Genomic DNA, 22190 nt, shown 5'->3' with positions numbered 1-22190 from the left:
CGTTCCAGGCGGCGGCACCCGACCTGCGGCTGCAGGCCGTGGTCGAGCTGGCCCAGGACATGGCGGGCGCGATGACCCCGCTGGAGGCGGTCCGGGCCGCCGCCGCCCAGGCCGTCTCCGCGCTCGGCGCCACCATGGCCGCCGTCTCGGTCTGGGACCGCGAGTCCGGCCGGCTGCGGGTGCTGGTCAACCACGGCGAGCTCGCCCCCGGCGAGGAGGAGCTGCCCGAGGACGAGTCGTACCCGGTCGCGGACTTCCCCGAGATCGTCACCTACCTCGAGGAGCACTGGACCACCGGACGGCTGCCCCGCGCCTGGATCCAGACCGCCGAGGACGTCGGCCCGCACCACACCGGCCACCCGCCGCACGGCTCCGGCGCGTTCTGCCGCCAGCGCGCCGCCGGCCTGCGCCGCCGCGGCCGCGGCTGCTGCCTGGTCGCCCCGATCGTCCTGCACGGCCAGGCGTGGGGCGAGCTCTACCTCGCCCGCGGCCTCGGCATGCCGGTCTTCACCGGCGCCGACGCCGAGTACGCCACCCTGCTCGCCGCCCAGATCTCGGCCGGCCTCGCCCAGACCGAACGCGTCGCCGACCTGCGCCGCCTGGCCTTCACCGACGCCCTCACCGGCCTCGCCAACCGGCGCGCCGTCGACGCCCGCCTGGACGCCGCGCTCAAGGCCCACACCCGGGACGGCGCCGTCGTCTCGCTGGTCGTCTGCGACGTCAACGGGCTCAAGCGGGTCAACGACCAGCACGGCCACGAGATGGGCGACCGGCTGCTCGAACGCTTCGCCCACCAGCTCTCGCTGTCCGCCGCGAAACTCCCCGGCAGCCTGGCCGCCCGGCTCGGCGGCGACGAGTTCTGCCTGCTCGCCGAGGGCCAGTCCGCCGACGAGGTGGTCGCCGTCGCCGAGGAACTCTGCGTCCGCGCCCTGGAGTTGACCGACGGCGAGGGGGTCGCCTGCGGCATCGCCTCCACCGGCGACTCGATCGGCCCGGTCACCACCCCCGACCGGCTGTTCCGGCTCGCCGACGCCGCCCAGTACCGCGCCAAGGCCGCCCGCGCCGCCCACCCGGTCGTGGCCGGCCGCGGCCACGGACCCGCCTACGCCCCCGACCCGACCGTCCAGCTCGCCGACGCCAAGGCCCTCGGCGGGCGGCCGAACGGCGACCGGCGGCGCTTCCGCGGCACCGCGCACAGCGCCGACCCCGGCCAGCTCCTCACCGCCGTCCTCGGCACGCTCGACCAGGGCGGCGGCACCCACCCCGCCGACACCCTCGGCCGGCTCGCCCTGGTCGCCGAGACCGCCTCCCGGCTGCTGAACGCCGTCGGCTGGTGGATCTCCTACGTCCCGCCCGGCTCCTGCCTGATGCGCACCGCCCGGCACGCCGTCTACCGGATGACCGGCGGCCCCGCCAGCTCCCGGGCCCAGACCCAGCGCGCCCAGATCGAGGCCCCCGACGCCGTCTTCGACCTCCGCCACTACCCGCTGACCTCCCGGGCGGTGGCCGGCGGCTCCTTCACCCTGCGGGCCGGCGCCCCCGGCAACGACGCCGCCGAGGAGGCCGTCATGGTGGTCTCCGGCTACCGCGCGATGGCCGCCGCCGGCGGCGCCAACCCGGCCGGCGGCTGGCTGCTCGAACTCTTCGCCGACGAGTCCACCCTGCCCTTCACCCAGACCGCCCCCGCCCTGCGCGCCCTGGTCGCGGTCGCCCTCGCGGGGCCCAGCTCGCCGCCGCAGGAGTGAGCGCCTAGCGGATCCGGTCCGCCCGGCTGTAGACGTTCGCCGAGCGCTCGCGGAGGAAGCCGACCAGGGTGAGGCCGAGCTCCTCGGCGAGGTCGACGGCGAGCGAGGACGGCGCGGAGACGGCGGCCAGGAGCGGGAGGCCGGCCAGGGCGGCCTTCTGGGTGAGTTCGAAGGAGGCGCGGCCGGAGACCATCAGCAGGTGGCCGGTCAGCGGGAGGCGGCCCTCGCGCAGCGCCCAGCCGACCACCTTGTCGACGGCGTTGTGGCGGCCGACGTCCTCGCGGACGCAGAGCGGCGTGCCGTCCGCGCCGAAGAGTCCGGCGGCGTGCAGGCCGCCGGTGCTGTCGAAGGCGCGCTGGGCGGCGCGCAGCCGGCCGGGGAGGTCGTAGAGGACGGCGGCGGGCACGCTGAGCGGGTCGGGGGCGACGTCCCAGCGGGAGCGGGTCCGGACGGCGTCGACGGTGTCGCGGCCGCACAGGCCGCAGGCGCTGGTGGTGAGCAGGTTGCGGTGGGCGGAGAGCGCCGGGCGGGCGCCGCGGACGGTGGCGTCGACCACGTTGTACGTGTTGGCGCCGTCCGGGTCGGTCCCCGCGCAGTAGCGCAGCGCGGCGAGCTCCTCGGCGGTGGTGACCAGGCCCTCGCCGACCAGGAACCCGGCGACCAGGTCGAAGTCGTGGCCGGGGGTGCGCATGGTGACGGTCAGCGGCTCGCCGCCGATCCGGATCTCCAGCGGCTCCTCGGCCGCGAGGCTGTCGGGCCGGCCGGAGCGCCCGTCGCCGTCCAGCCGCACCACTCGTCGTCGTTCCGTCGCCCGCGCCATGTGTGTCGCACCTCCGCGGGCCAGTCAACCACTGGTCGGGCGGCCGCGGCCCGCGACGGCTTCGCGACCCCGCTTGTCACATCTTCATTCACCTGATGAGATTGTGCATATGGATATGCACAGTGTCGTCGTCCGGGTCGGCAAGGCCGACGTCAGCGCCGAGGACGTCCTCGCCGTCGCCCGCGGCGGCGCCCGGGTGGAGATCGGGCCGGACGCGCTCGCCGAGATGGCCGCGGCCCGGGCGCGGATCGACGCGCTGGCCGCCGAGCCGCGCCCGGTGTACGGCGTGTCGACCGGCTTCGGCGCGCTGGCCGTGCGGCACATCAGCCCCGAGCTGCGGGCCCAGCTGCAGCGCTCGCTGGTCCGCTCGCACGCGGCCGGGATGGGCCCGGTGGTCGAGACCGAGGTGGTCCGGGCCCTGGTGTTCCTGCGGATGAAGACGCTCGCCTCCGGCCGGACCGGCGTCCGCCCGCTGGTCGCCGAGACGATGGCCGCGCTGCTGAACGCCGGGATCACCCCGGCCGTCCGGGAGTTCGGCTCGCTCGGCTGCTCCGGCGACCTCGCGCCGCTCTCGCACTGCGCGCTGGTGCTGATGGGCGAGGGCACCGCCTTCGGCCCGGACGGCGTGGAGAAGGACGCCGGCGAACTGCTCGCCGCCGCCGGGATCGCCCCCGTCGAACTGCTGGAGAAGGAGGGCCTGGCCCTCATCAACGGCACCGACGGCATGCTCGGCATGCTGCTGATGGCGCTGGCCGACCTGCGCCGCCTCTACACCACCGCCGACGTCACCGCCGCGATGAGCCTGGAGGCGCTGCTCGGCACCGACAAGGTGCTCGCCCCCGACCTGCACGCCCCGATCCGCCCGCACCCCGGGCAGGCCGCCGCCGCCGCCAACATGCTCGCGGTGCTGCGCGGTTCGGCCCTCACCGGCCACCACCAGGACGACGCCCCCCGGGTCCAGGACGCGTACTCGATCCGCTGCGCCCCGCAGGTGGCCGGCGCCGGACGGGACACCCTGGCGCACGCCGCGCTGGTCGCCGAGCGCGAACTGGCCGCCTCGGTCGACAACCCGGTGGTGCTGCCGGACGGCCGGGTCGAGTCGAACGGCAACTTCCACGGCGCGCCGGTCGGCTACGTGCTGGACTTCCTGGCGATCGCCGCCGCCGACCTGGCCTCGATCTCCGAGCGCCGCACCGACCGGCTGCTCGACAAGGCCCGCTCGCACGGCCTGCCCGCGTTCCTCGCCGACGACCCCGGCGTCGACTCCGGCCTGATGATCGCCCAGTACACCCAGGCCGCGCTGGTCAGCGAGAACAAGCGGCTCGCGGTGCCCGCCTCGGTCGACTCCATCCCGTCCTCCGCGATGCAGGAGGACCACGTCTCGATGGGCTGGTCCGCGGCCCGCAAGCTGCGCCGGTCGGTGGCCAACCTGGGACGCGTGCTGGCCGTGGAACTCGTGGCCGCCGCGCGCGCGTTGGAGATCCGGGAGCAGGCCGCCGAACAGTCCGGCGTGCTCGCCCCGGCCACCGCCGCCGCCGTCGCCGCCGCCCGCGCGGCCGGGGTCGGCGGGCCCGGCCGGGACCGCTTCCTCTCGCCGGACCTGGAGGCCGCCGCCGCGCTGGTCGCCTCCGGCGGGCTGCTGGCCGCGGTCGAGCGGGTCACCGGCCCGCTCGCCTGAGGACCGCCCGGTGGGACGGGCGGGCCGCACCCGCCGGGGCCGCGCCCCGGACCCGTCCGTCCCGCCAGGCGATACGCGATTGCCCACCTGCCGGGACTGCGCCACAGTCGTCCCACCGCCGAAGCCACCGGCGACCGCCCAACCGAGCGTGGAGGTACCGCACATGACCGCCCTGGACGAGACCGGCACCGGTGCCGGGCCCTCCGCCCGACTGCTCCAGCTCTTCGAGGGCCACCGGCTGACCCCCACCCAGCGGCGGATCGCCCACTCGCTGGTCCGGCACGCCACCGAGGCGCCGTTCCTGTCCAGCGTCGAGGTCGCCGAACTGGCCGGCGTCAGCCAGCCCTCGGTCACCCGGTTCGCGGTCGCGCTCGGCTACGACGGCTACCCGGCGCTGCGCAAGCAGCTGCGCGAGCTCGGCGTCGGCGAGCCCGGCACCGCCGAGAGCCACGACGACGTGGCGCGCAACGAGCACCAGCAGGCCGTCCTCGCCGAGATCGAGCACCTGCGGCACCTCGCCGAACTGCTCGCCGACCCGGCTCCGATCGCCCGGGCCGCCCGGATCCTGGCCGCCTCCCGCCCGCTGCCGGTGCTCGGCCTGCGGGCCGCCTCCGCGCAGGCCCGCGGCTTCGCGTACTTCGCCGGCAAGGTGCACCCCGACGTCCGGCTGCTCGACGAGGGCGGCTCGATGCTCGCCGACCGGCTGGAGCAGGCCGCCGCCGCCGGGGCCACCGCGCTGCTCTGCTTCGCCCTGCCGCGCTACCCGCGCGAGCTGATGGACGCCCTCGCGGTGGCCCGCGACTGCGGCCTGACCGTGCTCACCGTCGCCGACTCGGCGTTCGCCCCGGTCGCCAAGCTCTCCGACGTCCTGCTGCCCGCCGCCGTCGGCACCGGCCTGGTCTTCGACACCGCGTGCGCGCCGATGATGCTCGGCCGGGTCCTGCTGCAGACCATGTGCGACGAGATCCCCGGCGCCGAGGCCCGGCTGGAAGCCATCGAGCAGTCCGCGACGGCCCGTCAACTGTTCCTGGACTGACACCCGTTGTTCGCCGAACGACACCTTCCCGCCGGGTTGGCGACGGGTGCTGAGCGGGCATCTACCCCCTAGGGACAAAGACAGCTTGGACGGGGGAAGTCCAATGCCACCGCCGATCCACCAGATGAGACTCACCGGACGGCTCGGTTCCGGGGCCGACGAATGGTCCTGCCCGCTCTGCGGCCGCCGCATCGCCCTGCGCCGCCCGCCCCACCCCGAACTGACCGTCCTCGACCCCGGCGACGAGGAGGCCGTGCACATCGGCGTCCTCGAACCCCGCGACGACGCGGCCGACGCCGCCGACCAGGCCGCCGCCCGCTACGGCGTCGGCCCGATCCAGCACCTCCCGCGCCCCCCGGCCCGCCCCGGCCAGCCGACCCCCGAACCCGACGCGGCCGACCGCCGCTGGCTGGCCGAGATCGGCATCGACTGGGACGGCGACGAGGCCGCCTGACGGGCGGACGGCCGCCGCCTGACGGGCGCGCGCGGACCCGCCGGCCCCGGGCTCCCCGCGGTCGCGCGGCGGGCTCTGGCCACCCTGCCACTGTTTGGATATATTCAGTCTCGTTGATCGTGAATGAATTCCATCCGGCAGGGAGGCTGGCCCATGGCAGAGCAGACGAGCGGCCCGCGCGAGGTCCGCGCGGCGCGGGGGAGCGGGCTCAGTGCGCAGGGGTGGCAGCAGGAGGCCGCGCTGCGGATGCTGATGAACAACCTGGACCCGGAGGTCGCCGAGCACCCGTCCAAGCTGGTCGTCTACGGCGGCACGGGGAAGGCGGCCCGGGACTGGCGCTCGTTCGACGCGATGGTGCGGACGCTGGAGGGGCTGAAGCAGGACGAGACCATGCTGGTGCAGTCCGGGCGGCCGGTCGGTGTGATGCGGACGCACGAGTGGGCGCCGCGGGTGCTGATCGCCAACTCCAACCTGGTCGGCGACTGGGCGAACTGGGAGGAGTTCCGCCGGCTGGAGTCGCTGGGCCTCACCATGTACGGCCAGATGACGGCCGGTTCGTGGATCTACATCGGCACCCAGGGCATCCTGCAGGGCACCTACGAGACCTTCGCGGCCGTGGCGAACAAGAAGTTCGGCGGCACCCTGGAGGGCACCATCACCCTCACCGCCGGCCTCGGTGGCATGGGCGGCGCCCAGCCGCTCGCGGTGACGATGAACGGCGGCGTGGCGATCTGCGTCGACTGCGACCCGTCCCGGATCGCCCGCCGGATCGAGCACCGGTACCTGGACGTCGAGGCGAACGGCCTGGACCACGCCCTGCAACTGGCCGTCGAGGCCCGCGACCAGCGGCGGCCGCTCTCGATCGGCCTGCTCGGCAACGCCGCCGACCTGCTGCCCCGGCTGCTCGCGATGGACGCCCCGATCGACATCGTCACCGACCAGACCAGCGCCCACGACCCGCTCGCCTACCTGCCGACCGGCGTCGCGTTCGACGACATGGCGACCTACGCGGCCGAGAAGCCCGCCGAGTTCACCGTCCGGGCCCGCGAGTCGATGGCCCGGCACGTGGAGGCGATGGTCGGTTTCCAGGACCGCGGCGCCGAGGTCTTCGACTACGGCAACTCGATCCGCGGCGAGGCGCAACTCGCCGGGTACGAGCGGGCGTTCGCCTTCCCCGGGTTCGTCCCGGCGTACATCCGGCCGCTGTTCTGCGAGGGCAGGGGCCCGTTCCGCTGGGCGGCGCTGTCCGGCGACCCGAAGGACATCCACAAGACCGACAGGGCCGTGCTCGACCTCTTCCCGGAGAACGAGTCGCTGCACCGCTGGATCACCATGGCCCAGGAGAAGGTGCACTTCCAGGGCCTGCCCGCGCGGATCTGCTGGCTCGGCTACGGCGAGCGCGACAAGGCCGGCGAGCGGTTCAACGACATGGTGGCGTCCGGCGAGCTGTCCGCGCCGATCGTGATCGGCCGCGACCACCTGGACTGCGGCTCGGTCGCCTCCCCCTACCGGGAGACCGAGGCGATGCTGGACGGCTCCGACGCGATCGCCGACTGGCCGCTGCTCAACGCCATGGTCAACGTGGCCTCCGGCGCGTCCTGGGTGTCGATCCACCACGGCGGCGGCGTCGGCATCGGCCGCTCGATCCACGCCGGGCAGGTCACCGTCGCCGACGGCACCCCGCTGGCCGGCGAGAAGATCCGCCGGGTCCTCACCAACGACCCCGGCATGGGCGTGATCCGGCACGTCGACGCCGGCTACGACCGGGCGGGCGAGGTCGCCGCCGAGCGCGGCGTCCGCGTCCCGATGCGCGAGCACGGCCCCGAGCACGGGCACCGGCACGCCCCCGAGCACGGGCACCAGCACGGCGCCGAGCACCCGCACGGCCCGACGGCGCAGCGGTGAGCTTCGACGCGATGTGGGCGGAGCTGCTCCCGGTGGGCCGCTCCGCCGCCACCGGCGGCTACCGGCGGCACGCCTGGAACTCCGCCGACGCCGAGTGCCGGGCCTGGTTCGCCGAGCAGGCCCGGGCCCGCGGCCTGGCGTACCGGACCGACCGGAACGGCAACCAGTGGGCCTGGCACGGCGACCCGGCCGCCGGGAACGCCGTCGTCACCGGCTCGCACCTGGACTCCGTCCCGGACGGCGGCGCCTACGACGGCCCGCTCGGGGTGATCTCCTCCTTCGCCGCGTACGACGAACTCCGTTCGCGCGGAGCCGAGTTCACCCGTCCGCTGGCGATCGTCAACTTCGGCGACGAGGAGGGCGCCCGGTTCGGCGTCGCCTGCGTGGGCAGCCGGCTGGCCACCGGCGTGCTCGACCGGGAGGCCGCGTACGCGCTGCGCGACGCCGACGGCGTCCGGCTGCCCGACGCGATGGAGCGGGCCGGGCACGACCCGGCGCTGATCGGGGCCGACCCCGAACTGCTGGGCCGGATCGGCGCGTTCGTCGAGCTGCACGTCGAGCAGGGCCGCGCGCTCGCCGAGGGGCGGCCGGTCGGGGTGGCTGCCGCGATCTGGCCGCACGGCCGCTGGCGGTTCGACTTCCACGGCGAGGCCAACCACGCCGGCACCACCCTGCTGGCCGACCGCCGCGACCCGATGCTGACCTACGCCACCACCGTCCTCGCCGCCCGCAAGAAGGCCCGGCTGGCCGGGGCGCTGGCCACCTTCGGCAAGGTCGCGGTGGAGCCCAACGGCACCAACGCGATCGCCTCGCTGGTCCGCGGCTGGCTGGACTCCCGCGCCCCCGACGAGGAGACGCTGGAGCGGGTCGTCGAGGAGATCGGCCGGGCCGCCGCCGAACGGGCCGGGCGCGACGGCGTCCGGGTCGAGCTCACCCGGGAGTCCTACACGCCGGTCGTCGACTTCGACGCCCCGCTGCGCGACCGCCTCGCCGCCCGGCTGGACGCCCCCGTGCTGCCCACCGGCGCCGGACACGACGCCGGGATCCTGGCGTCCGCCGTCCCGACCGCGATGCTGTTCGTGCGCAACCCCACCGGCGTCTCGCACTCCCCGGCCGAACACGCCGAACGGGCCGACTGCCACGCTGGCGTCGCGGCCCTGGCCGACGTACTGGAGGACCTCGCATGCCGTCCGTCGTGACCTACTGGGCCGAATACGCCTGGCTGCCGGGGCCGGACGGCCCCGCCGTGCGCGACGAGGTGCTGATCGCGGTCGGGCCGGACGGCCGGATCACCGACGTCCGGCCCGACAGCGGCCGCTGCCCGGCGGGGGCCGTCCGGCTGGCCGGCCTCGCGCTGCCCGGCCGGGCCAACGCGCACTCGCACGCCTTCCACCGGGCGCTGCGCTCCACCGTCCAGGTCGGCTCCGGCACCTTCTGGACCTGGCGCGACACCATGTACCGGTTCGCCGCCGCGCTCGACCCCGACCGCTACCTGGCGCTCGCCACCGCCGCGTACGCCGAGATGGCACTGGCCGGGATCACCGCCGTCGGCGAGTTCCACTACCTGCACCACGCGCCCGGCGGCGCCCGCTACGCCGACCCGAACGCGATGGGCGCGGCGCTGATCGAGGCCGCCGCCCGGGCCGGGATCCGGATCACCCTGCTCGACACCTGCTACCTGTCCTCCGGCTTCGGCGCCGCGCCCACCGAGACCCAGCTGCGGTTCTCCGACGGCGACGCGGACGCCTGGGCCGAGCGCGCCGCCGCCCTGAAGCCCACCGGACACGCCCGGATCGGCGCCGCCGTGCACAGCGTCCGGGCCGTCCCCGCCGGGCAGTTGGGCACCGTCGCCCGGTGGGCCGCCGACCGCGCGGCCCCGCTGCACGTGCACCTCTCCGAGCAGACCGCCGAGAACGACGCCTGCCTGGCCGCGCACGGCGTCACCCCGACCCGGCTGCTCGCCGACCACGGCGTGCTCGGCCCGCGCACCTCCGCCGTGCACGCCATCCACCTCACCGACGAGGACGTCCGGCTGCTGGCCGGCTCCGGCACCACCGTCTGCATGTGCCCCACCACCGAACGGGACCTCGCCGACGGCATCGGCCCGGCCAGGCGACTCGCCGACGCGGGCTGCCCGATCAGCCTCGGCTCCGACAGCCACGCCGTCGTCGACCCGTTCGAGGAGGCCCGCGCGCTGGAGCTCGACGAACGCCTGCGCACCCGCACCCGCGGCCACTGGAGTGCGAACGCCCTGCTCACGGCGGGCGGCGCGGACGGCCACGCCTCGCTCGGCTGGCCCGAGGCCGGTCGCCTGGAGCCGGGCGCGCTCGCCGACTTCTGCGTCCTCGCCCTCGACACCGTCCGCACCGCCGGGGCCGTCCCCGCCCTCGGCGCGGAGACCGCGGTCTTCGCGGCCGGCGCCGCCGACGTCCGCCACCTGGTGGTCGGCGGCCGGCACGTGGTCGAGGACGGCGCGCACCGGCTCGTCCCGGAGACCGGCCGCGCCCTCGCCGAGGCCGTCGCCGCGCTGCGCTGAGCCGCGCCGTACGGCCCCCGACCGAACGACCGACCGACCCAGCCAAGGACAACGGACCCCCATGAGCCTGCTGATCAGCAACATCGGTTCCCTCGTCACCAACGACCCCGCGCTCGGCACCGGCCCGCTCGGGCTGCTCGCCGACGCCGCCGTGGTGGTGGACGGCGCCACCGTCGCCTGGGTCGGCCCGAGCGCGGCCGCGCCCGCCGCCGACGAGGCGCTGGACGCGGCCGGGCGGGCGCTGCTGCCCGGGTTCGTCGACAGCCACTCGCACCTGGTGTTCGCGGGCGACCGCACCGCCGAGTTCAACGCCCGGATGTCCGGCCGGGCGTACGGCGCGGGCGGCATCCGCACCACCGTCGCGGCGACCCGGGCCGCCTCCGACGCCGAGCTGAACGCCAACCTGACCCGCTACCTCGCGGAGATGCTGCGCCAGGGCACCACCACCGCCGAGGTGAAGTCCGGCTACGGGCTGAGCACCGAGGACGAGGCCCGCTCGCTGCGGATCGCGGCCGGCCACACCGAGGAGACCACCTACCTGGGCGCGCACGTGGTCGCCCCCGAGTACGCCGACGACCCGGCCGGCTACGTCGACCTGGTCACCGGCGCGATGCTGGACGCCTGCGCCCCGTACGCCCGCTGGGTCGACGTGTTCTGCGAGCGCGGCGCGTTCGACGGCGACCAGGCCCGCGCCGTGCTCACCGCCGGCGCCGCCCGCGGCCTGCTGCCCCGGGTGCACGCCAACCAGCTCGGCCACGGCCCCGGCGTGCGGCTCGCCGTGGAGCTGGGCGCCGCGTCCGCCGACCACTGCACCCACCTGACCGACGCGGACGTCGCCGCGCTGGCCGGGAGCGACACCGTCGCGACGCTGCTGCCGGGCGCCGAGTTCTCCACCCGGGCGCCCTACCCGGACGCCCGCCGGCTGCTCGACGCGGGCGCCCGGGTCGCGCTCTCCACGGACTGCAACCCGGGCTCCAGCTTCACCAGTTCGATGCCGTTCTGCGTGGCCGTCGCCGTCCGCGAGATGGGCATGACCCCGGACGAGGCGGTGCACGCCGCCACCGCGGGCGGCGCCCTCGCGCTGCGCCGTACCGACGTCGGCCGGATCGCCCCGGGCGCCCGGGCCGACCTCCACCTGCTGGACGCGCCCTCGCACGTCCACCTGGCCTACCGCCCGGGCGTCCCGCTGACCGCCGTCGTCTGGCAGGGCGGGGTCCGCCGGGCGTGACCAGGACGGGGTGGATCGACCACGGAGCGTCAATGGTATGCGGAAGGTAAAGCCACTTGATCGTGCGGCATGCGCTTCCAAGGTCATTGACATATTGGATCTTCGAATAGAAGGGAGCAGTGGGTGCTGCCCGTGAAAGCGCAATGACCCCCGGGGGCGGCGCCCCCGCGGACCCCGCCCGCCCCGCAGGCCCCCTGATCGGCGGCCCGCGCGCGGTCTACCATCGCCCCTATGACCTGTGTGCTGCTGGCCGAGGACGACCCGGCAATCTCCGAACCGCTGGCCCGCGCCCTGCGCCGCGAGGGCTACGAGGTGCTCGTCCGCGAGGACGGACCGGCCGCCCTGGGCGCCGGCCTCAGCGAGGACGTCGACCTGATCGTGCTCGACCTCGGGCTCCCCGAGATGGACGGCCTGGAGGTCTGCCGCCGGCTGCGCGCCGACGGCAAGAGCTTCCCCGTCCTGGTGCTCACCGCCCGTGCCGACGAGGTGGACACCGTGGTCGGCCTGGACGCCGGCGCCGACGACTACGTCACCAAGCCGTTCCGGCTGGCCGAACTGCTCGCCCGGGTCCGGGCGCTGCTCCGACGCGGCAACGTCGACCAGCTCACCACCGGCGCGCACGGCGTGAAGATCGACATCGAGTCGCACCGCGCCTGGCTCGGCGAGGAGGAACTCACCCTCTCCGCCAAGGAGTTCGAGCTGCTCCGGGTCCTGGTCCGGGACGCCGGACGGGTCGTCACCCGCGAGGAGATCATGCGCCAGGTCTGGGACACCACCTGGTGGACCTCCACCAAGACCCTGGACATGCACATCTCCTGGCTGCGCAAGAAGCTCGGCGACGACGCCGCGAACCCGCGCTACATCGCCACCGTGCGCGGCGTCGGCTTCCGCTTCGAGAAGAACTGACCGCAGCGGCGGCCGCGGCAGCGGCCGCGCACCGCACCGAACCGAAGGACCGCCCGGCGTGAAGCGCAGGATGATCAACTCACTGCTGGGCGTCGTCCTGGTGGTGGTCGCGGTGTTCTGCGTGCCGCTGGCCCTGATCGAGAAGCAGTCGATCGTCAACGCGGCCAACGACCGGGTCGACGCGGTGGCGGTCCGGGTGCTCGGCCTGGTGGAGAGCCGGCTCGCCGCGGGCGAGCCGGTCAGCGGTGAGAAGTTCGCCGCCGTCGTCACCGGCGACGACTACTACGTCACCGTCGACATCCCCGGCCAGCCGCAGATCGCCCTCGGCCACCCCGTCGAGGGCGAGGCGCTGACCGCCACCGAGCCCGGCGCCAGCGGCGAGACCGTCACCGTCGAGCAGTCCCGCACCGCGCTCGACCACGAGATCGGCAACATGCTGCTGCTGCTCGGCGTGGTCGCGCTGCTCGCCGTCCAGGCCGCCGTGGCGCTCGCCGTCTGGCAGGCCAAGCGGCTCGCCCGGCCGCTCACCGACCTCGCCGAGACCGCCGAGCGCCTCGGCTCCGGCGACCCCCGGCCGCAGGGCCGCCGCTACGGCGTGCCCGAACTCGACCGGATCGCCGAGGTGCTGGACACCAGCGCCGAACGGATCGCCCAGATGCTCACCGCCGAACGCCGGCTCGCCGCCGACGCCTCGCACCAGCTGCGCACCCCGCTCACCGCGCTCTCCATGCGGCTGGAGGAGATCACCGCGCTCGCCGAGGACCCCGGCACCGTCCGGGAGGAGGCAGCCATCGGCCTCCAGCAGGTCGAACGGCTCACCGACGTGGTGCAGCGGCTGCTCACCAACCAGCGCGACCCGGCCAGCCCCACCGCCGTCGCCTTCCCGCTCGACGAGGTGGTCAAGCAGCAACTGGAGGAGTGGGGCCCCACCCTGCGCGACAGCGGACGGCGGCTGCTGGTCGAGGGCCTGCGCGGCGTCCGGGTGGTCGGCACCCCGGGCACCGTCGCCCAGGTGCTCGCCACCCTGATCGAGAACTCGCTGATGCACGGCGCCGGCACCATCACCCTGCGGGTGCGCCGCTCCGCCGGCTCGGTGGTCGCCGAGGTCCAGGACGAGGGCCAGGGCGTCCCCCGCGAACTCGGCAACCGGGTCTTCGAACGGGCCGTCAGCGGCCGCAACTCCACCGGCATCGGCCTGGCGGTCGCCCGCGACCTCGCCGAAGCCGACGGCGGCCGCCTCGAACTGCTGTCGCTGCGGCCGCCGGTGTTCGCGCTGTTCCTCGCCCGCGCGGGCGCCCGGGAGGACTGAGCCCCCGGACGCCCGCGCGGCTCAGTTCGCCAGGGAGCGGCTCGGCTCGGCGACCAGCAGCAGTTCGGCCTGCTGCACCACCCCGGCCGGCTGGTGCGGGTGCTGCTCGGCCCGCTGCTCGGCCGGCTGGTGCGCCGCCGGGTCCTCCAGCTCGGGCATCGCCTTGAACACCCAGGTGCGGTAGGAGAGGAAGCGGAAGACGGTGCCCGCCGCCAGGCCGACCACGTTCTTCGCGATGGTCTGGCTGAGGTGCGAGTCGTAGCCGAGCACGTGCACCGAGAAGGCCAGGATGCCGTTCTCGATCAGCAGGCCGATGCCGCTGAACAGCAGGAACAGCGTGATCTCCCGCTTGCGGGAGGCGGCGTCGCGGTCCTTGTAGAGCCAGAAGCGGTAGCCCAGGTAGTTGGTGCCGATCGCCACCGCGCCGGAGATCACGCCCGCCGCCGAGTTGATCAGGCCGTCGGCGCGCAGGCAGACGTTGAAGACGATCAGGTTCACGAAGAAGCCGACGCCGCCGATGACGGCGAACCCCACCGCTTCCATGGACAGCCCGCGGAACCGCTGGACCAGGGAGGGGCGCGTCTCGATGGTGCTCGTCATCCGGGCTGTCTCCGTCTGCGTCTTACATCACATGGTCGGACAAGTGGGTGTCGTGCGATCCGGCCCACCAGGCTACCCGCCCCGCACAAGTGCTCCACCCCGCTCCGGAGCGCGCCACCGCCGTGCACGCCGGTGCAATGGCACCTGACCGGCCCGGATATCCTGGAGCGCGTGACTGTAGCGGGCAATGCGAACTTTCCAGTGGTCGGAGTCGTCGGCGGCGGGCAGCTCGCCCGCATGATGCACCAGGCGGGCATCCCGCTGGGCATCCGCTTCAAACTCCTCGCCGACACCCCCCAGGAGTCGGCCGCGCAGGTGGTCGGCACCACCGTGCTCGGCGACTACCGCGACCTCGACACGCTGCGGGCCTTCGCCGCCGACTGCGACGTGATCACCTTCGACCACGAGCACGTGCCCACCGAGCACCTGCGCACCCTGCAGGCCGAGGGCGTCGCCGTCCGCCCCGGCCCGGACGCGCTGGTCAACGCCCAGGACAAGGGCGTCATGCGGGCGAAGCTCGACTCCATCGGCGTCCCCTGCCCCCGGCACCGGCTGGTCGCCGACCCGGCCGACGTGACCGCCTTCGCGCACGAGGGCGAGGGCTACCCCGTCGTCCTGAAGACCGTCCGCGGCGGCTACGACGGCAAGGGCGTCTGGGTCGTGCGGGACGAGACCGAGGCCGCCGCCCCCTTCCTGGCCGGCGTCCCCGTCCTGGCCGAGGAGAAGGTCGACTTCCGGCGCGAGCTGGCCGCCAGCGTGGTCCGCTCGCCCAGCGGCCAGGCCGTCGCCTACCCGGTCGTCGAGTCGCTCCAGGAGAACGGCATCTGCGCCGAGGTCACCGCCCCCGCGCCCGACCTCGACCCGGCCCTCTCCGACGAGGCCCAGCAGCTCGCCCTCCGGATCGCCGGCGAACTCGACATCACCGGCCACCTCGCCGTCGAGCTCTTCCAGACCCGCGACGGCCGCATCCTGGTCAACGAGCTCGCCATGCGCCCGCACAACTCCGGCCACTGGTCCCAGGACGGCGCCGTCACCTCGCAGTTCGAGAACCACCTGCGCGCCGTCCTCGACCTCCCGCTCGGCGACCCCCGCCCGCGCGCCAAGTGGACCGTCATGGTCAACGTCCTCGGCGGCGACTACCCCGACATGTACCGCGCCTTCCTGCACTGCATGGCCCGCGACCCCGGCCTCAAGATCCACATGTACGGAAAGGACGTGAAGCCCGGCCGCAAGGTCGGCCACGTCAACGTCTTCGGGGACGACCTCGAAGACGTCCGCGAGCGCGCCCGCCACGCGGCCGCCTACCTGCGAGGAACGATCACGGAATGACCTCTTCCCCCCTTGTCGGCATCGTGATGGGCTCCGACTCCGACTGGCCCGTGATGGAGGCCGCCGCGCAGGCGCTCGACGAGTTCGAGATCCGGTACGAGGTCGACGTGGTCTCCGCGCACCGGATGCCGCGCGAGATGGTCGCCTACGGCGAGCAGGCGCACGGGCGCGGGCTGAAGGCGATCATCGCCGGGGCCGGCGGGGCCGCCCACCTGCCCGGGATGCTGGCGTCGGTGACGCCGCTGCCGGTGATCGGGGTGCCGGTGCCGCTGCGCTACCTGGACGGGATGGACAGCCTGCTGTCGATCGTCCAGATGCCCGCCGGGGTGCCGGTGGCCACCGTCTCGGTCGCCGGCGCGCGCAACGCCGGGCTGCTCGCGGTCCGGATGCTGGCCGCGTTCGACGCCGAACTCGCCGAGAAGATGGTGGAGTTCCAGGCCGAGCTGAACAACCAGGCCACCGACAAGGGCCGCAAGCTGCGCGCCAAGGTGGCGGGGAACGAGTCCTTCGGCTTCGGCAAGTAGTAGAACGGGGGGATGACCCCCGAACTGCTCGACCGCGCCCGGGCCGTCCTGCGCACCACGCCGGTGGTGGACGGCCACAACGACCTGCCCTGGGCGATGCGCGCCCAGGCCGGGTACGACCTCGACGCCGTGGACCTGACGGCGGACCAGAGCCACCGGCTGCACACCGACTTCGGCCGCCTGCGGGCGGGCGGGGTCGGTGCGCAGTTCTGGTCGGTGTACGTGCCGGCCGAGCGGGCGGGCGACGACGCGGTCAGCGCCACCCTCGAACAGGTCGACTTCGTCCGGGAGATGACCGCCCGCCACCCCGAGCACCTGCGGCTCGCGCTGACCGCCGACGACCTGGAGACGGCCCGCGCCGAAGGCCGGATCGCCTCGCTGATGGGCGCCGAGGGCGGGCACAGCATCAACTCCTCGCTGGCCACCCTGCGCGCGCTCTACGAGCTCGGCGTGCGCTACCTGACGCTCACCCACAACTCCAACGTGCCGTGGGCCGACTCCGCCACCGACGAGCCCGCGCACGGCGGGCTGACCGCGTTCGGCGAGGAGGTGGTGCGGGAGATGAACCGGCTCGGCATGCTGGTCGACCTCTCGCACGTCTCCGCCGACACCATGCGCGACGCGCTGCGGGTCTCCGCGGCGCCGGTGCTCTTCTCGCACTCCTCCGCCCGCGCCGTCTGCGACCACCCGCGCAACGTCCCGGACGACGTGCTCACCGCGCTGGCCGCCAACGGCGGCGTCGTGATGGCCACCTTCGTGCCGAAGTTCGTGCTGCCCGCCGCCATCGAGTGGACGCTCGCCGCCGACGCCAACATGCGCGCCAAGGGCCTGCACCCGCTGGACACCGCACCCGAGGCGATGGCCGTGCAGCGCGCCTACGAGGCCGAGCACCCCCGCCCGGTCGCCACCGCCGCCACCGTCGCCGACCACCTCGACCACCTGCGCGAGGTCGCCGGAATCGACCACGTCGGCATCGGCGGCGACTACGACGGCACCGCGTTCACCCCGACCGGCCTGGAGGACGTCTCCGGCTACCCGGTGCTGGTCGCCGAACTGCTGCGCCGCGGCTGGTCCGAGGCCGACCTCTCCAAGCTGACCTGGCACAACGCCGTCCGGGTGCTGCGCGAGGCCGAGACGGTCGCCCGCCGGCTGCGGGCCGAGCGCCGCCCCTCGATCGCCACCCGCGAGCAGCTGGACGGCGCGTGAACCACGGACACCTTGACCCCGCCCCTGGGGCAGGGGGCAGCGTGGCCGGTGCGGAGGAGGAACGGCTGCTCACCACCGGTGAGTTCGCCCGCCGCGGCCTGCTGTCGCCGAAGGCGCTGCGGCTGTACGACCGGCAGGGACTGCTGCCGCCGGACCGGATCGACCCGGACAGCGGCTACCGGTACTACCGGCCGGAGCGGCTGGCCACCGCGCGGCTGATCGTCCGGCTGCGCGGCCTGGACATGCCGCTGGCCACGGTCGCCGAGGTGCTCGCCCTGCCGGGCCCCGCGGCGGCCGAGCGGATCGCCGCGTACTGGGCCGCCGTCGAACGGCGGACCGCCTCGCAGCGGACGCTGGCCGACCACCTCCGCGTCCAACTCAGCGGACTGGAAGGGATCGACGGGATGTACCGGATCGAACAGCGCGACGTGCCCGAGCAGCTGGTGCTCACCGAGCAGCGCCGCGCCAAGCCCCACGAACTGGACGGCTTCATCGGCGGCGCCACCGCCCGGCTGACCGCCCTCGCCGAAGCCCACGGCGGCGTCGCGGCCGCGCCGTTCGTCGTCTACCACGGCCAGGTCGACGAGGACAACGACGGCCCGGTCGAGGTCTGCGTCCCGATCGACCCGGCCCGCGCGCCAGGACTGACCGCCGCGCACCGCACCGAACCCGCGCACCGGGAGGCGTACACCACGCTCACCAAGGCCCAGGTGGACTACCCGCAGATCCTCAGCGCCTACGACGCGGTCTGCGCCTGGATGGAGCGCAACGGCACCCCGCGCGCCGGGGCCGGCCGCGAGGTCTACTTCGCCGACTGGGCGGCCGCCGAGCCGGGCGACCTGGTGTGCGACGTCGCTTTCCCGATCGCGGGCTGACCGGCCCTACAGGCGGGGCAGCTCGATCGCCGGGCAGCGGTCCATCACGATGTCGAGGCCGGCCGCGCGGACCCGGGCGGCCGCCTCCTCGTCGACCACCCCGAGCTGGAACCAGACGGCCTTCGCGCCCGCCGCCACCGCCTGGTCGGCGACCGGGCCGGCCAGCGCCGAGTTGACGAACACGTCCACCACGTCGACCGGGAACGGGATCTCGGCGAGCGAGGCGTAGCCCGGCTCGCCGAGCACCGCCTCGGCCTTCGGGTGCACCGGCACGATCCGCTTCCCGGCCCGCTGCAGCACCCGGGCCACGCCGTACGCGGCGCGCGCGGTGTTGCCGGACAGGCCGACCACGGCCCAGGTGTCGCCGGACTCGGTGAGGATCTTCCGGACGGTGGCGTCGTCTCCGTAGCTCATGCCAGGGAGAACGGCGCCGCCGCGGCGCCCATTCCGCCCGCTACTCCGCCGACGGCCGGCCCATCGCCCGGTAGGTCCAGCCCGCGGCCCGCCAGGCTTCGCCGTCGAGCACGTTGCGGCCGTCGACCAGGCGGCGTTCGGCGACCACCGCGCCGACCTCGGCCGGGTCGAGCTCGCGGAACTCCTGCCACTCGGTGAGGTGCAGCACCACGTGCGCGCCCTCGGCGGCCTCCAGCGGGGAGGCGGCGTAGGAGAGGCTGGGGAACATCTTGCGGGCGTTGTCCATCGCCTTCGGGTCGTAGACGGTGACCTGGGCGCCCTGCAGCTGGATCTGCCCGGCGACGTTCAGCGCGGGGGAGTCCCGGATGTCGTCCGAGTTCGGCTTGAAGGCCGCGCCGAGCACCGCGACCCGGCGGCCCAGGAAGCCGCCGCCGCACTGCTCGCGGGCCAGCTCCACCATCCGGGAGCGGCGCCGCATGTTGATCGAGTCGACCTCGCGCAGGAAGGTCAGCGCCTGGTCGGCGCCCAGCTCCCCGGCCCGGGCCATGAACGCCCGGATGTCCTTGGGCAGGCAGCCGCCGCCGAAGCCCAGGCCGGCGTTCAGGAACTTCCGGCCGATCCGCTCGTCGTAGGACAGCGCCTTGGCGAGCTGCACCACGTCGGCGCCGGCGCTCTCGCAGACCTCGGCCATCGCGTTGATGAAGGAGATCTTGGTGGCCAGGAAGGAGTTGGCGGCGGCCTTCACCAGTTCGGCGGTCGGGAAGTCGGTCACCACGAACGGCACGCCGTCCTCGATCAGCGGCGCGTACACCTCGCGCAGCAGCCGCTCGGCGCTCCCGCTGCGGACGCCGACCACCAGCCGGTCCGGGCGCAGGGTGTCGCCGACCGCGAAGCCCTCGCGCAGGAACTCCGGGTTCCAGGCCAGTTCGGCCCGCTCGCCGGCCGGGGCCAGCGCGGCCAGCCGCTCGGCCAGCCGGTTCGCCGAGCCGACCGGCACCGTCGACTTGCCGACCACCAGGGCGGGGCGCTCCAGCAGCGGGGCCAGCGACTCCAGCGCGGAGTCGACGTGGCTCATGTCGGCCGCGAACTCGCCCTTGCGCTGCGGGGTGTTCACGCAGATGAAGTGCACGTCGCCGAAGGCCGCGACCTCCTCCCAGGAGTCGGTGAAGCGCAGCCGCCCGGTCGATCCCTGGTGGCCCGCCACGTGCTTGAGCAGCAGCTCCGACAGCCCCGGCTCGTACATCGGCACCCGGCCGGCGGCCAGGGCGGCCAGCTTGTCCCGGTCGACGTCGAGGCCGAGCACCTCGAAGCCGAGTTCGGCCATGCACGCGGCGTGCGTCGCGCCCAGGTAGCCAGTGCCGATCACCGTGATGCGGGGAGCCACTCGCGTTCCCTTCGATCCGGGCCGTACCAGGAGGGAGCGACGGCCGCAGCCACCGATGGTAGCCGCCGACCGCTCCGCCGGGGATCCGCCGATTTCGGGGTTTCCGCTCGAAGACCTGTACGGAAGGTTCACAATGCGCGCATGACTTCCAAGGGACGCGGCGGCGAGCCGGAGGACGGGCCCGGCTCGCTGAGCATCTTCGACCGCGGCTCCGGCGACCACGAGCACGACCACGAGCACGAGCACGAGGACGGCCACCAGGACGAGGGCGCGGACGCGGAGGCGGACGGGCCGGAGCCCCCGCGCCGCCGCCGGCGCGCCCGGCGGCTGCTGCTCTGGACGCTGGCGGTGCTGCTGCTGCTCGGCGGCGGGGCGTTCGGCGGCATGCTGTGGGTCGCCGACCACTACGCGTCCTCGGTCGAGCGGATCCCGAACGCCTTCCCGACGGTGCCGGAGTCCGAGCAGCCCCCGGCCGTCCCGCACACCGGCCAGACCTTCCTGCTGGTCGGCCTGGACGCGCGCTCCGACCAGCCGACCACCGGCAAGGACGCCAAGGCCCCGGCCTGGCAGGTGGGCGCGCAGCGCAGCGACACGATGATGCTGATGCACGTCTCCGCGGACCGGAAGTCGGTCTCGCTGGTCTCGATCCCGCGCGACACCTGGGTGCCGGTCCCCGGCCACGGCAAGGCGAAGATCAACGCCGCCTACTCCTGGGGCGGTCCGGCGCTGATGATCCAGACCGTCCAGGACCTCACCAGGATCAAGGTCGACCACATCGCGGTGATCGACTGGAACGGCTTCCGGGCCCTCACCGACGCCGTCGGCGGCGTCGACATCACCATCCCGAAGACCATCGAGGCCAAGGGCGACGCCCGCGAGTGGCTGGCCGGCACCCACCACATGGACGGCGCCGAGGCGCTGCTCTACGTCCGCGAGCGGCACGGCCTGCCCAACGGCGACCTGGACCGCACCAAGCGGCAGCAGAACTTCCTGCGCGCCCTGATGCTCAAGACGATGAGCTCCGGCACCCTCTCCAGCCCGTCCAAGCTGACCGGCCTGCTCGGCACCATCGGCGACGTCGCCAGCGTCGACGACCGGCTCAGCAACTCCGACCTCTACGACCTCGCCTGGAGCCTGCGCGACGTCCGCCCGGACGGCGTGCACTTCATGAACGCCCCGTTCGGCGGCTTCGACACCATCGGCGGGCAGGACGTGGTCCTGATGGACGACGGCGCCGCGGCCGTGCTGTGGAACGCGATGCGCACCGACCGGATGGACGACTACCTGGCCCAGCACCGCACCAGCACCGACACCCTCGGCCAGGACGTCCGCTGACCCCCGCGCCGCCCCCGTGTCGCCCCTCGTGTCGCGCCGGTCACCTGCCGCCCGCCCGGCCCCGAGCCCAGGACGACCACTACGTGACGGTCGTTAACCACTGACGCGAGGGGCGGGCAACTCCGGGGCGGCGGCGAAGTGCTTCGCGTCGGACGTGGCGATGGAGGTGACGGTGGACGCGGTGCGGTTGCCGGGCGGGTACGGGTACACCCGGGACCACCCGGTGGAGCGGATGACGCGGGACGCGGAGATCACCCAGATCCACGAGGGCACCAACCAGGTCCGGCGGATCGTGATGTCCCGCAGCCTGCCCTGACCGACCGCCGACCGGGCCCGCCCTATCCGCCCACCGGTTCGCGTCCCTGCTCGCTCACCCGTCGGCGCTCCCCGACCTTCCGGGCCGGGGCGCCGGCCCAGATCTCGCCGGGGCCGGTGGAGCGGGTGAGGACGGCGTTCGCGCCGACGACGGTGTCGGCGCCGACGGTCAGGGTGCCGCTCTTGCAGACGATCTTCGCGCCCGCGCACACCATCACGCCGTCCTCCAGCACCACCCGCCGCATCGCGGAGAGCTCCTGCGGCACCCACGGGTCGGCCCGGCCGATGGTCACCCCGTTGTAGAGGGTCACGTTGGCGCCCAGCGTGGTGTACGGGTGCAGGACGGTGCCGAAGCCGCGGTGGAAGACCACCAGGCCGGGGCCGATCTCGGCGGCGGCCGGCACCTCCATCCCGTAGAGGGCCAGCGCCTCCTGGACCAGGCGGCCGAACACCCGGCTGCGGCGGCGGTAGATGAGGGAGGTCACCAGCGACATGGCGGACATTGTCCCGTCCGACCCGCCGCCGCGCCGCCGACGACGCGCCCCGCGGCGGCAGTTCGGATTCGCCGTACGAATCCCGAACCGCCGCCGC

General features: G+C 74.5%; 19 protein-coding genes and 2 pseudogenes. 16 read left to right on the top strand and 5 right to left on the bottom strand.

Translation table 11 applies throughout. From position 1 onward, the window contains the following. Positions 1-59: 59 nt before the first annotated feature. Positions 60-1187 (top strand): annotated as a pseudogene (locus KSE_RS44665) (diguanylate cyclase domain-containing protein); the annotation flags it as partial. 562 nt (positions 1188-1749) lie between these two features. Here the strand turns inward: KSE_RS44665 and fdhD are convergent. Then, a complete protein-coding gene (gene fdhD, locus KSE_RS14675) occupies positions 1750-2565 on the bottom strand; it encodes a formate dehydrogenase accessory sulfurtransferase FdhD (protein ID WP_033259269.1) in 816 nt (271 codons plus the stop codon). A 115-nt stretch (positions 2566-2680) separates the two neighbouring features. Between fdhD and hutH the strand changes: the two genes are divergently transcribed. The 9 genes from hutH to KSE_RS14630 all read left to right on the top strand — a co-directional run bounded on the left by hutH (position 2681) and on the right by KSE_RS14630 (position 13617). Then, a complete protein-coding gene (gene hutH, locus KSE_RS14670) occupies positions 2681-4243 on the top strand; it encodes a histidine ammonia-lyase (RefSeq protein ID WP_014136097.1) in 1563 nt (520 codons plus the stop codon). A 163-nt stretch (positions 4244-4406) separates the two neighbouring features. Then, positions 4407-5279, top strand: a complete 873-nt coding sequence (locus KSE_RS14665; RefSeq protein WP_014136096.1) for a MurR/RpiR family transcriptional regulator — start codon at positions 4407-4409, stop codon at positions 5277-5279. 124 nt (positions 5280-5403) lie between these two features. After that, the gene (locus tag KSE_RS14660; protein ID WP_148283098.1) at positions 5404-5733 is read left to right on the top strand and encodes a hypothetical protein; all 330 of its coding nucleotides are present in this window, start codon (positions 5404-5406) and stop codon (positions 5731-5733) included. A gap of 153 nt (positions 5734-5886) precedes the next feature. Continuing rightward, positions 5887-7638 (top strand): urocanate hydratase, encoded by a 1752-nt coding sequence (hutU, locus tag KSE_RS14655; protein ID WP_014136094.1) that lies wholly within the window; start codon positions 5887-5889, stop codon positions 7636-7638. Positions 7639-7649: 11 nt separating this feature from the next. After that, positions 7650-8837: an allantoate amidohydrolase gene (locus tag KSE_RS14650; protein WP_033259279.1), complete on the top strand. Its 1188-nt coding sequence runs from the start codon at positions 7650-7652 to the stop codon at positions 8835-8837. Then, positions 8822-10174 carry a formimidoylglutamate deiminase gene (locus KSE_RS14645; protein ID WP_033259268.1) on the top strand — a complete coding sequence of 451 codons (1353 nt, stop codon included), beginning with the start codon at positions 8822-8824 and terminating at the stop codon, positions 10172-10174. Before KSE_RS14650 ends, KSE_RS14645 begins: the two co-directional genes overlap by 16 nt. 61 nt (positions 10175-10235) lie before the next feature. Continuing rightward, entirely contained in the window at positions 10236-11402 is a 1167-nt protein-coding gene (gene hutI / locus KSE_RS14640) for an imidazolonepropionase (protein ID WP_014136091.1), read from the top strand. Positions 11403-11633: 231 nt separating this feature from the next. Then, complete coding sequence (locus KSE_RS14635; protein WP_014136090.1) at positions 11634-12308, top strand: response regulator transcription factor; 675 nt, start codon at positions 11634-11636, stop codon at positions 12306-12308. 58 nt (positions 12309-12366) lie between these two features. Beyond that, entirely contained in the window at positions 12367-13617 is a 1251-nt protein-coding gene (locus KSE_RS14630; protein WP_014136089.1) for an ATP-binding protein, read from the top strand. A 21-nt stretch (positions 13618-13638) separates the two neighbouring features. Here the strand turns inward: KSE_RS14630 and KSE_RS14625 are convergent, their stop codons facing one another. Beyond that, complete coding sequence (locus KSE_RS14625) at positions 13639-14217, bottom strand: GtrA family protein (protein ID WP_014136088.1); 579 nt, start codon at positions 14215-14217, stop codon at positions 13639-13641. Positions 14218-14388: 171 nt separating this feature from the next. Here KSE_RS14625 and KSE_RS14620 point away from each other — a divergent pair, with 171 nt between their 5' ends. From KSE_RS14620 to KSE_RS14605, 4 genes are read left to right on the top strand one after another with little or no spacing between them, the layout of a single operon-like run. Continuing rightward, entirely contained in the window at positions 14389-15546 is a 1158-nt protein-coding gene (locus KSE_RS14620; RefSeq protein ID WP_033259267.1) for a 5-(carboxyamino)imidazole ribonucleotide synthase, read from the top strand. Next, positions 15543-16070 (top strand): 5-(carboxyamino)imidazole ribonucleotide mutase, encoded by a 528-nt coding sequence (gene purE / locus KSE_RS14615; protein ID WP_033259266.1) that lies wholly within the window; start codon positions 15543-15545, stop codon positions 16068-16070. Before KSE_RS14620 ends, purE begins: the two co-directional genes overlap by 4 nt. 12 nt (positions 16071-16082) lie before the next feature. Then, a complete protein-coding gene (locus tag KSE_RS14610) occupies positions 16083-17276 on the top strand; it encodes a dipeptidase (protein WP_014136085.1) in 1194 nt (397 codons plus the stop codon). Between the two features lie 41 nt (positions 17277-17317). After that, a complete protein-coding gene (locus tag KSE_RS14605; protein WP_014136084.1) occupies positions 17318-18151 on the top strand; it encodes a MerR family transcriptional regulator in 834 nt (277 codons plus the stop codon). A gap of 6 nt (positions 18152-18157) precedes the next feature. On the opposite strand, the gene KSE_RS14600 is transcribed toward KSE_RS14605, so the two are convergent. Beyond that, positions 18158-18565, bottom strand: coding sequence for a CoA-binding protein (locus KSE_RS14600; protein WP_014136083.1), 408 nt, complete (start codon positions 18563-18565; stop codon positions 18158-18160). Between the two features lie 40 nt (positions 18566-18605). Further along, entirely contained in the window at positions 18606-19949 is a 1344-nt protein-coding gene (locus tag KSE_RS14595) for a UDP-glucose dehydrogenase family protein (protein ID WP_014136082.1), read from the bottom strand. A 141-nt stretch (positions 19950-20090) separates the two neighbouring features. On the opposite strand from KSE_RS14595, the gene KSE_RS14590 reads away from it, so the two are divergent. Together KSE_RS14590 and KSE_RS40000 are read left to right on the top strand one after the other, a co-directional pair. Then, a complete protein-coding gene (locus KSE_RS14590) occupies positions 20091-21284 on the top strand; it encodes an LCP family protein (RefSeq protein WP_014136081.1) in 1194 nt (397 codons plus the stop codon). A 124-nt stretch (positions 21285-21408) separates the two neighbouring features. Next, positions 21409-21600 (top strand): annotated as a pseudogene (locus KSE_RS40000) (acyl-CoA dehydrogenase family protein); the annotation flags it as partial. 22 nt (positions 21601-21622) lie between these two features. Here KSE_RS40000 and KSE_RS38415 read toward each other — a convergent pair. Then, complete coding sequence (locus KSE_RS38415) at positions 21623-22093, bottom strand: serine O-acetyltransferase (RefSeq protein ID WP_014136079.1); 471 nt, start codon at positions 22091-22093, stop codon at positions 21623-21625. Between the last annotated feature and the right edge of the window lie 97 nt (positions 22094-22190).

It is taken from the genome of Kitasatospora setae KM-6054 (assembly GCF_000269985.1).
In the GTDB taxonomy this organism is placed as follows: Bacteria; Actinomycetota; Actinomycetes; order Streptomycetales; family Streptomycetaceae; genus Kitasatospora; species Kitasatospora setae.
Note: the sequence above shows the minus strand (reverse complement) of the source record. Positions and strands in the feature narration are given on the sequence as shown.

Excerpts from the sequence above, each read along its gene's own strand:
- KSE_RS14610 (WP_014136085.1), top strand. The coding sequence starts at position 16,083 with ATGACCCCCGAACTGCTCGACCGCGCCCGGGCCGTCCTGCGCACCACG.
- KSE_RS38415 (WP_014136079.1), bottom strand. The coding sequence starts at position 22,093 with ATGTCGCTGGTGACCTCCCTCATCTACCGCCGCCGCAGCCGGGTGTTC.
- hutI (WP_014136091.1), top strand. The coding sequence starts at position 10,236 with ATGAGCCTGCTGATCAGCAACATCGGTTCCCTCGTCACCAACGACCCC.
- KSE_RS14660 (WP_148283098.1), top strand. The coding sequence starts at position 5,404 with ATGAGACTCACCGGACGGCTCGGTTCCGGGGCCGACGAATGGTCCTGC.
- KSE_RS14635 (WP_014136090.1), top strand. The coding sequence starts at position 11,634 with ATGACCTGTGTGCTGCTGGCCGAGGACGACCCGGCAATCTCCGAACCG.
- hutU (WP_014136094.1), top strand. The coding sequence starts at position 5,887 with ATGGCAGAGCAGACGAGCGGCCCGCGCGAGGTCCGCGCGGCGCGGGGG.
- KSE_RS14600 (WP_014136083.1), bottom strand. The coding sequence starts at position 18,565 with ATGAGCTACGGAGACGACGCCACCGTCCGGAAGATCCTCACCGAGTCC.
- purE (WP_033259266.1), top strand. The coding sequence starts at position 15,543 with ATGACCTCTTCCCCCCTTGTCGGCATCGTGATGGGCTCCGACTCCGAC.
- KSE_RS14625 (WP_014136088.1), bottom strand. The coding sequence starts at position 14,217 with ATGACGAGCACCATCGAGACGCGCCCCTCCCTGGTCCAGCGGTTCCGC.
- hutH (WP_014136097.1), top strand. The coding sequence starts at position 2,681 with ATGCACAGTGTCGTCGTCCGGGTCGGCAAGGCCGACGTCAGCGCCGAG.
- KSE_RS14665 (WP_014136096.1), top strand. The coding sequence starts at position 4,407 with ATGACCGCCCTGGACGAGACCGGCACCGGTGCCGGGCCCTCCGCCCGA.
- fdhD (WP_033259269.1), bottom strand. The coding sequence starts at position 2,565 with ATGGCGCGGGCGACGGAACGACGACGAGTGGTGCGGCTGGACGGCGAC.
- KSE_RS14590 (WP_014136081.1), top strand. The coding sequence starts at position 20,091 with ATGACTTCCAAGGGACGCGGCGGCGAGCCGGAGGACGGGCCCGGCTCG.
- KSE_RS14645 (WP_033259268.1), top strand. The coding sequence starts at position 8,822 with ATGCCGTCCGTCGTGACCTACTGGGCCGAATACGCCTGGCTGCCGGGG.
- KSE_RS14650 (WP_033259279.1), top strand. The coding sequence starts at position 7,650 with ATGTGGGCGGAGCTGCTCCCGGTGGGCCGCTCCGCCGCCACCGGCGGC.